The 8,442-nt window shown below is 70.1% G+C and carries 9 protein-coding genes and 1 pseudogene; all 10 read right to left on the bottom strand.

Going from position 1 to position 8,442, the window contains the following annotated elements:
* Positions 1 to 947: 947 nt before the first annotated feature.
* Entirely contained in the window at positions 948 to 1,901 is a 954-nt protein-coding gene (gene tatC / locus BZY54_RS28695; protein WP_086728242.1) for a twin-arginine translocase subunit TatC, read from the bottom strand.
* 47 nt (positions 1,902 to 1,948) lie between these two features.
* A complete protein-coding gene (gene tatA / locus BZY54_RS28690; protein WP_086728241.1) occupies positions 1,949 to 2,230 on the bottom strand; it encodes a Sec-independent protein translocase subunit TatA in 282 nt (93 codons plus the stop codon).
* A gap of 261 nt (positions 2,231 to 2,491) precedes the next feature.
* Complete coding sequence (locus BZY54_RS28685; protein ID WP_086728244.1) at positions 2,492 to 2,686, bottom strand: hypothetical protein; 195 nt, start codon at positions 2,684 to 2,686, stop codon at positions 2,492 to 2,494.
* 10 nt (positions 2,687 to 2,696) lie between these two features.
* On the bottom strand, positions 2,697 to 2,957 hold the full coding sequence (locus tag BZY54_RS28680) for a hypothetical protein (protein ID WP_086728243.1): 261 nt from the start codon (positions 2,955 to 2,957) through the stop codon (positions 2,697 to 2,699).
* A gap of 38 nt (positions 2,958 to 2,995) precedes the next feature.
* Complete coding sequence (locus BZY54_RS28675; RefSeq protein WP_086728240.1) at positions 2,996 to 4,183, bottom strand: helix-turn-helix transcriptional regulator; 1,188 nt, start codon at positions 4,181 to 4,183, stop codon at positions 2,996 to 2,998.
* An 18-nt stretch (positions 4,184 to 4,201) separates the two neighbouring features.
* Entirely contained in the window at positions 4,202 to 5,179 is a 978-nt protein-coding gene (locus tag BZY54_RS28670) for a helix-turn-helix transcriptional regulator (RefSeq protein WP_086728239.1), read from the bottom strand.
* A gap of 150 nt (positions 5,180 to 5,329) precedes the next feature.
* Complete coding sequence (locus BZY54_RS28665) at positions 5,330 to 5,701, bottom strand: FKBP-type peptidyl-prolyl cis-trans isomerase (RefSeq protein ID WP_086728238.1); 372 nt, start codon at positions 5,699 to 5,701, stop codon at positions 5,330 to 5,332.
* A gap of 61 nt (positions 5,702 to 5,762) precedes the next feature.
* Positions 5,763 to 6,770: an FKBP-type peptidyl-prolyl cis-trans isomerase gene (locus BZY54_RS28660; protein ID WP_086728237.1), complete on the bottom strand. Its 1,008-nt coding sequence runs from the start codon at positions 6,768 to 6,770 to the stop codon at positions 5,763 to 5,765.
* A gap of 141 nt (positions 6,771 to 6,911) precedes the next feature.
* Complete coding sequence (pafA, locus tag BZY54_RS28655) at positions 6,912 to 8,273, bottom strand: Pup--protein ligase (RefSeq protein ID WP_086728236.1); 1,362 nt, start codon at positions 8,271 to 8,273, stop codon at positions 6,912 to 6,914.
* Between the two features lie 9 nt (positions 8,274 to 8,282).
* Positions 8,283 to 8,442: pseudogene (locus BZY54_RS55125) on the bottom strand (MFS transporter); the annotation flags it as partial.

Below are 8,442 nucleotides of genomic sequence, written 5' to 3'. Positions count from 1 at the left end.
GACCGGTGGAGGCGGGAAGTTCGATGGGTGGAGGTGGGACGGTCCGACCAGCGGAGGGCGATCTCACCGGCGGAGCGGAAGACCCGGCCGGTAGAGCCGGGAGGCCCGGCCGGTGGAGGGCAGGGTGCGGTCGGCGGAAGCGGGACGTCCGGCCCGTGAGGGCCGCAGGGCCGAACCGGTGCAGGCGGGACGTCCGGCCCGTGAAGGCCGAAGGACCGACCGGTGGAGGCGGGAAGTTCGATGGGTGGAGGTGGGACGGTCCGACCAGCGGAGGCAGGTGGCCCCGACCCGCGGAGGCCCAAGGTCCAACCGGCGGAGGGCGATCCCACTGACGGAGCGGAAGACCCGGCCGGTAGAGCCGGGAGGCCCGGCCGGTGGAGGGCAGGGTGCGGTCGGCAGAAGCGGGACGTCCGGCCCGTGAAGGCCGCAGGACCGAACCGGTGCAGGCGGGACGTCCGGCCCGTGAAGGCCGAAGGACCGACCGGTGGAGGCGGGAAGTTCCATGGGTGGAGGTGGGACGGTCCGACCAGCGGAAGCAGGGACCCAGACCCGCGGAGGCCCAAGGTCCGACCGGCGGAGGGCGATCCCACCGGCGGAGTGGAAGACCCAGCCGCGAGGCCCGGTCGGCGGGGGCCGGAGCCTCCCGGGGACGGACCCGTTGCGGTCCCGCATGCGCCGGCAGATCCGGCGCCCGACAGCTCCGGCGGACGCCGGACCAACGGATCCGCCGGGTCCATCGGGGCCGGGCGGGTCCACCGGGTCTACCGGGTCCATCGGGGCGACGGAGCCCGTCGCCGCCAGGCCGACAACTCCCGCACACGTCGGGCCGACAGAACTGGCGGACGACCAGCCGAGGGACCCAGCGGCCGCCAGGCCCCGTCTCCCGGACACGGAAAAGGCCGGCCGCTCGCGGTGGAGCGGCCGGCCGTGTGCCTGCGGTGATGTGCTCAGGTCACGTCGTCGTAGCCGTTGACCCGGTCCGGGCCGGCCTGCTCGGGCAGGCCCCGGTTGGCGGTGACCGGTTCGACGTCGCCGATGTCCTCGGGGGTGAGGTCGAGCTCGGAGGCCTCGTCGTCGGACGGGCCCGCCTCCTCACGGCGGCGCTTGCGGCGGTCGTTGAGCAGCGAGAAGCCGACCGCGCCGAAGTACAGCACCCAGATCGGCCCGGCGAGGGCCAGCATCGACAGCGGGTCGGTACTGGGCGTGGCGACGGCCGCGAAGACCGTGATGCCCAGGATCATGGCGCGCCACCAGCCGAGCATGCGCCTGCCGCTGAGGACCCCGGTGAGGTTCAGCATGACCAGCAGCAGGGGCAGCTCGAAGGAGAGTCCGAAGACGATCACCATGCGCGTGACCAGCTGGAGCAGATCGTCCAACGGGAGCAGGTTGTCGATGCTGCCGTTCGGCGTGAAGTCGATCAGCACCTTCGCGGTGGTGGGCAGCACCTCGTACGCGAAGAAGGCGCCGCCGAGGAACAGGGGGGCGCCGGTGAAGACGAAGGCGTAGGCGTACTTCTTCTCGTGCCTGTGCAGGCCGGGCGCGACGAACGCCCACAGCTGGTAGAGCCAGATGGGCGAGGCGAACACGACACCGGCCGTCAGCGAGACCTGAAGGGCCAGTGTGAACGGCGCGAGAAGGCCGTTGATGGTGATCCGCGCGCACTTCTCGCCGCTGTGCGACGACCTGGCGAGTTCCGCGAAGCTCTGGTCACAGCCGATCGAGTCGAGGATCGGCTTGGTGAGGAAGTTGATGATGTCGTTGTAGAAGAAGGCGGCGACGATCGTCACGACGACGATGGCCAGCAAGGCCTTCGCGAGCCGGTTGCGGAGCTCACGAAGGTGATCCGCAAGGGGCATGCGCCCCTCGGGATCCCTCTCCTTCTTGCGGGCAGGCTTGAGCAACCCACGTCCTCATCTCGTGCGGCAGGCCGGAGATCTCCGGCCTTGTGTCAGCGCTGGGGGGTGTCCGTCGGCTCGTTGACCGGGCGCGAGCTCGTCACGTCACCGGGGGCTGCCTGGATGGTGCGCTGCGCGGGGGGCTGCTCGTCGTCGGTGGGCGGCGGCGCGGAGGATCCGCGGCCCTCCTCCTTCATCGCCTTGGCCTCGCTCTTGAGGATGCGGGCGGACTTGCCGAGCGAGCGCGCCATGTCCGGAAGCTTCTTCGCGCCGAACAGCAGGACGATGACGACGAGGATGAGAATGATCTCGGGGGCTCCGAGCCTTCCGAACATAAGTCTTTACCTTCTCACCGAGGCGGCTGTGTGGGATGCTGTCCGACCAGTCGGACATGTGACCGAGCGATCGTTGTGACAGCGATCGTAACGCTCAGGGGTGAACTCGAGGCAATCCCTGTGCGTACTCCCGTCCGCGGTCCGTGCCTCGTTCTCCGGTCCGCGTTCAGCAGCGTACCTGCCGGATGCGACAGCACGACAGGGTGAATCGACCCGTGGCGCGGGCCCCACGCAACTCTTACCGGGCATCGTCCGCGGCACTCACAGCGAGTCCACCGACCGGGCGGCGCTCAGGGTGGCCCGCTCCAGGTCCTCGGCGGCCTGGTTGATCCGGTGCGCCGACTCCGAGACCTGCTTCCCGAGCCGCCGCGCCTCCACGAAGACCCGTACAGCGAAGACTGCGAGCACGGCCAGACCCAGGAAACCCGCGGCCACCGCCACCATCGGCCAGAACATGCCCACGAGACTAGACCGTCGAGTGCAGGCGCAGTGTCCTGACCCCGCCGCCGGTGAGCAACTCCACGATCCGCTCGCCGGCCGGTTTGCGGACCGCGGCACCGCAGTCGGGACAGGTGAAGGAGTAGAAAGTGGTGCGGCTGCTGGCGCCGATGGCCAGGCGCAGCGCGCTCGCGGCGAGTTCGAAGCGGCCCCGGCAGTCGGGGCAGCCCGCCCGGAACACCACGGGGGCCGCACTCCTCATCCCGGCGAACGCCGCCGCCACCGACATCCCCGACACCCCGTGCACACCAGACGCCGACGACTCGCTCAAAGGCCCTGCTCCTGCCTGTCGTACCGCCCGTCCAACCCGCCGGGCTCCGCGGGCACGCCCCGGACCTCCGGTGCCGCGTGACCCGGAGAGCCGGCAGCGCCCTGGGAGTCGACAGGATCCCCACCCTGCCCGGGGTGCCCGCCGTCGTCCACGCCCGCCACGTCCGCCGAGCAAGTCCTGGGGGCCACGTCCGCGGTGTCCGTCACGCCGCCGTACGCCGCCAGCGCCTCGCATGCCGCCCGACGGGCGCTGTCGGCCAGCTCCCGGGGTGCGACCATCCGGCCGTCCCGGCCCAGGCGCAGCGCCAGGCGTCTGAGCGAGGCCGGGTCGGGGGTGCGCAGAGTGATACGCAGCCCGCCGTCCGGAAGCTCGTCGGCGCTGTCGTGCGGGTAGTACTCGGCCACCCAGCGCCCACCCGGGCCCACCTCGACGACGACCTCGGGATCCTCCGCGGCGGGCTGCACCAGCGCCTCGGACAGATCGCGCAGCTCTATCTCGGGGGGCGCGGACGGCTCGTCGAGGATCTTGATCTCGGCGACCCGGTCGAGCCGGAAGGTACGGCGTGCCTCGGAGCGGCGGCACCAGGCCTCCACATACGTGTGCCCGACGCTGACCAGGCGGATGGGGTCGATCTCCCGCTCGGTGACCTCGTCGCGCGCCGGCGAGTAGTAGCGGATCCACAGGCGGCGGCGCTCGGAGATCGCCCGGTCCACGTCGGCGAAGACACCGCCCTCGGACTCGAAGGTCACCGACAGGCGTGAGCTGGCGCCCGCCGCCTCGCCGGCCGCCGCCTCCACCTTGGCCGTCGCCCGCAGCAGCGCCTGCCGGTCGCCCTCGCGCAGACCCGGCAGGGTGGCCACCGCTCGGGCGGCGACCAGCAGGGCGGTCGCCTCGTCGGCGGCCAGCCGCAGCGGCTCGGCCGCCTCCGCGCCGAGGGCGGCCGGGTTGTGCCACCAGATGCGCTCGCCGTCGGTGTCGATGTCCAGCAGGTCGCCGCCGCGGAAGCTGGTGCCGCACATGGGCAGCACGTCGAGGTCCGAGACCAGCTCGTCCTCGGTGATGCCGAAGGCACGCGCCACGTCCTCGATCCGGGCGCCGGGCCGCTCCCTGAGATACGTCACCAGGGAGAGCATCCGCCGGGTCTGGTCGATGGCGTTCACGGGCCTGACCGGTTTGCCTGCCACAGTGTTGCTCGCTCCCCCTCAGCCCTTGGCCACGGCACGCAGCCGGTCCACCACGTCCGCCCGCAGCTCGGCGGGTTCCAGAACCACCACGTCCGGCCCGAACTCCACCAGCCAGGCGTCCAGCCCGTGCCCGTACGGGATGTCCAACTCGTCCCAGCCTCCGCCCAGTTCCCGTACGGCCGTGGCCTTCGCCCGAAGGGGGTACCCCGCCCCCGAGCGCAGCCGGATCCGGGCGGAGCGGTCGGCGATCTCGCCCGCCCAGCTCGCGACGGTCTCGCGGACGGTGACGACGTCCGGCACGGGGGCGGTGAACCCGGCACCGCGCGAGCGCACCCTGCCGGTGATCCGCGACAGCCGGAACACCCGCTCCGCGCCGCGGTCGCGGTCGAAGCCGGCCAGGTACCAGTGGCCGCGCCAGCACTCCAGCGCCCACGGCTCGACGTGCCGGGTCTCCGGATGGGCGGCGCTGGCCTTGCGGTAGTCGAAGACGACCGGGCGGCGGTCGCGGCAGGCCAGCATCAGCGGTTCGAAGGCGGCCTCGTGCACCGGGATGCGCGGCTCCAGGGCGCCGTGCGCCTCGTAGGGGTCGACGTCCTCGGGCAGCCCGGCCGCGCGCAGCTTCTGCAGGGCGCCGCTGGCGGCACCGGCGAGGCGGGCCTGCTGCCAGACCTTGGCGGCGAGCCCCAGCGCCGCGGCCTCCTCGGCGTCCAGGGTGATCGGCGGCAGCCGGTTGCTGTCCCGGCGGGCCAGGTAGCCGACCTCGCCGTCCAGGCTCTCGACGGTCTCGATGACCAGCCCCAGCTCACGCAGGTCGTCCTTGTCCCGCTCGAACATGCGGTTGAAGGAGTCGTCGGACGCCGTGGCACCCCGGCCCGACCCCGAGGCCTCCACGTATGCCTCGATGGAATCGCGCAGCTCGCGCTTGCTGAGCGGCCGCCGCGCCCCGAGCAGACACAGCGCCAGGTTCATCAGCCGCTCGGCCTTGGCAATGGCCATCGATGCCCTTCGCCTTCCTTATGGTGCTTACGACCGATGACCGTACCGCTCCCCGAGGCGGTGACAAAGCCGAGGGCCCACGCCCGAACAGGCATGGGCCCCAGGTGATCGGATCCCTGAGGGATCCATGAGGGATCCGTCGCGGGTCGATCAGACGCCGAGCAGGTCCACGACGAAGATCAGCGTCTCGCCGGGCTTGATCGCCGGGGTGGGGCTCTGGTTGCCGTAGGCGAGGTGGGCCGGGATGGTCAGCTGGCGGCGGCCACCGACCTTCATGCCCTGCACGCCCTGGTCCCAGCCCTTGATGACACGGCCGGCGCCCAGCGGGAAGCGGAACGGAGTGCCACGGTTCCAGCTGGCGTCGAACTCCTCGCCGGTGCTGAAGGCGACACCGACGTAGTGGACGGTGACGGTCTGACCCGCCTTCGCCACCTCGCCGTCGCCCTCCCAGATGTCCTCGATCTCCAGGTCCGCCGGGGGCTCGCCGCCCGGGAAGTCGATCTCGGGCTTGTCGATGCTCACGTCTCTAGCTCCTGCTTTGTCTGTGAAAAGGCAACAGGCACAGTCTTACATCCCCCGGGCCTCACATCGCGGCGAGGATGTCCACGGTGAACACCATCGTGGAGTCCTTGGAGATGCCACTGTTCGGCGGCGGGTTGTCGCCGTAGCCCAGCGACGGCGGAATCACGATCAGGACGCGGCTGCCCACCTTCTTGCCGGTCATGCCCTGCGCCCACCCCTTGACGACCTGCTGGAGGGAGAACGACGCCAGGGTCTTCTTCTGGTACGTCGAGTCGAACTCCTTGCCGCCGTCCCACAGCACGCCCTTGTACTGGACGAGCACCGTCTGGTCCGCCTTGACCACCGGGCCGTCGCCCTCGATGACGTACTCGGCCATCAGGTTCTTCGGCGCGGCGGCCTTCGGCACGGTGATGGACGGCGCCTTGCCGTCGGTGTTGGTGCCCACCTTCGGCAGGCTCGCGTTCTTCTGGGGCACGGCCTTGCCCTTGGCCGAGCTCGTCGCGTTGAACGTGTTCTGCACATCGACGACGAACACCAGCGTGTCCGTGCCCTTGATGCCCGCCTGCGCGTTCCCCTGCGTGCCGTAGCCCCAGGTGGGCGGCACCGAGAACAGGACCCGGCTGCCGACCTTCTTCCCGGCCAGCGCATAGCGCCAGCCGTCGATGATCGTGCCCTGGGCGAGCTGGATGATCAGCGGCGACTTGCGGTCGTAGGAGTTGTCGAAGATTTTGCCCGTGTCCCAGACCTGTCCCAGGTAGTGCGCCTGGACGTAGTCGTTCTCCGCCACCGTGCGCCCACCGCCCGCGATCACCGTCTTCACGGCGAGATCCTTCGACGGCTGACCGCTGCCCTTGGCGACGGTCGGCTTCTCGCCGAACTTCGTACCCGCGGTGATCGCCGGCAGCGGCCCGGAGACGATCTTCGGCGGCGGCACGGCGGACGTGGCCGGGGCGGACGGCGACGGGGAGGCGCTGTCAGTGGCCTTGTCCGAGCCGGCCTTGTCGTTGCCACAGGCGGCCAGGGTGACCAGCCCAGCGGGGACGGAGAGAAGAAGAGAGCGACGGCGCACGGTGAAGGCCTCGTAATCGATCGGTCTGTTGATGGCGTGCGCGCAACTCTACGATGCCGGAAGGGCGCCGTACGTGAAACGTACGGCGCCCGAGTGGCGTTCCGCCAATTCGTGCGGAACACACCAGTCCTCCCACGCGGCTCACATTCCGGCGATCAGCTTCTCCACCCGGTCGTCCACCGAACGGAACGGGTCCTTGCACAACACCGTCCGCTGCGCCTGGTCGTTGAGCTTGAGATGGACCCAGTCGACGGTGAAGTCCCGCCGCTGCTCCTGCGCCCGCCGGATGAAGTCGCCGCGCAGCCGCGCCCGAGTGGTCTGCGGCGGAACCGACTTGCCTTCGAAGATCTTCAAGTCGTTGCAGACCCGGGCCGCTTGGCCCTTCTTCTCCAGCAGGTAGTACAGGCCACGACGACGGTGGATGTCGTGGTACGCGAGGTCTATCTGGGCGACCCGCGGGTGGGACATGGTCATGTTGTGCTTGGTGCGGTACCGCTCGATGAGCTTGTACTTCATCACCCAGTCGATCTCGGTGCCGATCCGGTCGAGATCCTCCGTCTCGATCGCGTCCAGCGTCCGGCCCCACAGCTCCAGCACCTGCTCCACCGTGCCGGTGCGGACGCCTCTCCGCTCGCAGAAGTCCACGGCCTTCTCGTAGTACTCCCGCTGCACCTCCAGCGCCGAGGCCTCCCGGCCGCTGGCCAGGCGCACCTTGCGGCGGCCCGTGATGTCGTGGCTGACCTCGCGGATCGCCCGGATCGGGTTCTCCAGGGTGAGGTCGCGCATCACCGTGCCCGCCTCGATCATGCGCAGCACCAGGTCGGTGGCGCCGACCTTCAGCAGCATCGTCGTCTCGGACATGTTCGAGTCGCCCACGATGACGTGCAGCCGGCGGTAGCGCTCGGCGTCCGCGTGCGGCTCGTCACGCGTGTTGATGATCGGCCGGGAACGCGTCGTCGCCGAGGAGACGCCCTCCCAGATGTGCTCCGCCCGCTGGCTCACGCAGTACACGGCTCCGCGCGGCGTCTGCAGCACCTTGCCCGCACCGCACAGCAACTGCCTCGTGACCAGGAACGGAATGAGGATGTCCGCGAGCCGGGAGAACTCCCCGTGCCGCGCCACCAGATAGTTCTCGTGGCAGCCGTAGGAGTTGCCCGCCGAGTCGGTGTTGTTCTTGAAGAGGTAGACGTCACCCGCGATTCCCTCCTCGTGCAGGCGTCGTTCGGCGTCTACCAGGAGTCCTTCCAGAATGCGCTCGCCGGCCTTATCGTGGGTGACCAGTTCGATCACATTGTCACACTCGGGTGTCGCGTATTCCGGATGTGAGCCCACGTCGAGATAGAGCCGGGCGCCGTTTCGCAGAAAGACATTGCTGCTGCGGCCCCATGACACGACACGGCGGAAGAGGTACCGCGCCACCTCGTCAGGCGACAGGCGGCGCTGTCCCCTGAACGTGCACGTGACGCCGTACTCGTTCTCCAGCCCGAAAATGCGGCGGTCCATGACTGAACATTACGCCCGATCCCCCGAGCTGAAACGGGGTTCGACAGCACGATTTGGATCATTTTCCGATGAAGCCGCAACAACCGCCTGCCCGGCGGGAGCTGCGAGTACCCGCCCGGCGGCCAGCAGCACCAGCAACGACACGGCCCCCGCCGCGCCCGGCACCGCG

The organism is Streptomyces carpinensis, from assembly GCF_002154505.1.
Lineage (GTDB): Bacteria > Actinomycetota > Actinomycetes > Streptomycetales > Streptomycetaceae > Streptomyces > Streptomyces carpinensis.
This window is presented reverse-complemented; position numbering and strand designations above follow the sequence as displayed.

Bases quoted from the DNA above. Each gene is read 5' to 3' on its own strand.
- tatA (WP_086728241.1), bottom strand. From the start codon at position 2,230: ATGTTCGGAAGGCTCGGAGCCCCCGAGATCATTCTCATCCTCGTCGTC.
- BZY54_RS28685 (WP_086728244.1), bottom strand. From the start codon at position 2,686: ATGTTCTGGCCGATGGTGGCGGTGGCCGCGGGTTTCCTGGGTCTGGCC.
- BZY54_RS28680 (WP_086728243.1), bottom strand. From the start codon at position 2,957: ATGTCGGTGGCGGCGGCGTTCGCCGGGATGAGGAGTGCGGCCCCCGTG.
- BZY54_RS28670 (WP_086728239.1), bottom strand. From the start codon at position 5,179: ATGGCCATTGCCAAGGCCGAGCGGCTGATGAACCTGGCGCTGTGTCTG.
- pafA (WP_086728236.1), bottom strand. From the start codon at position 8,273: ATGGACCGCCGCATTTTCGGGCTGGAGAACGAGTACGGCGTCACGTGC.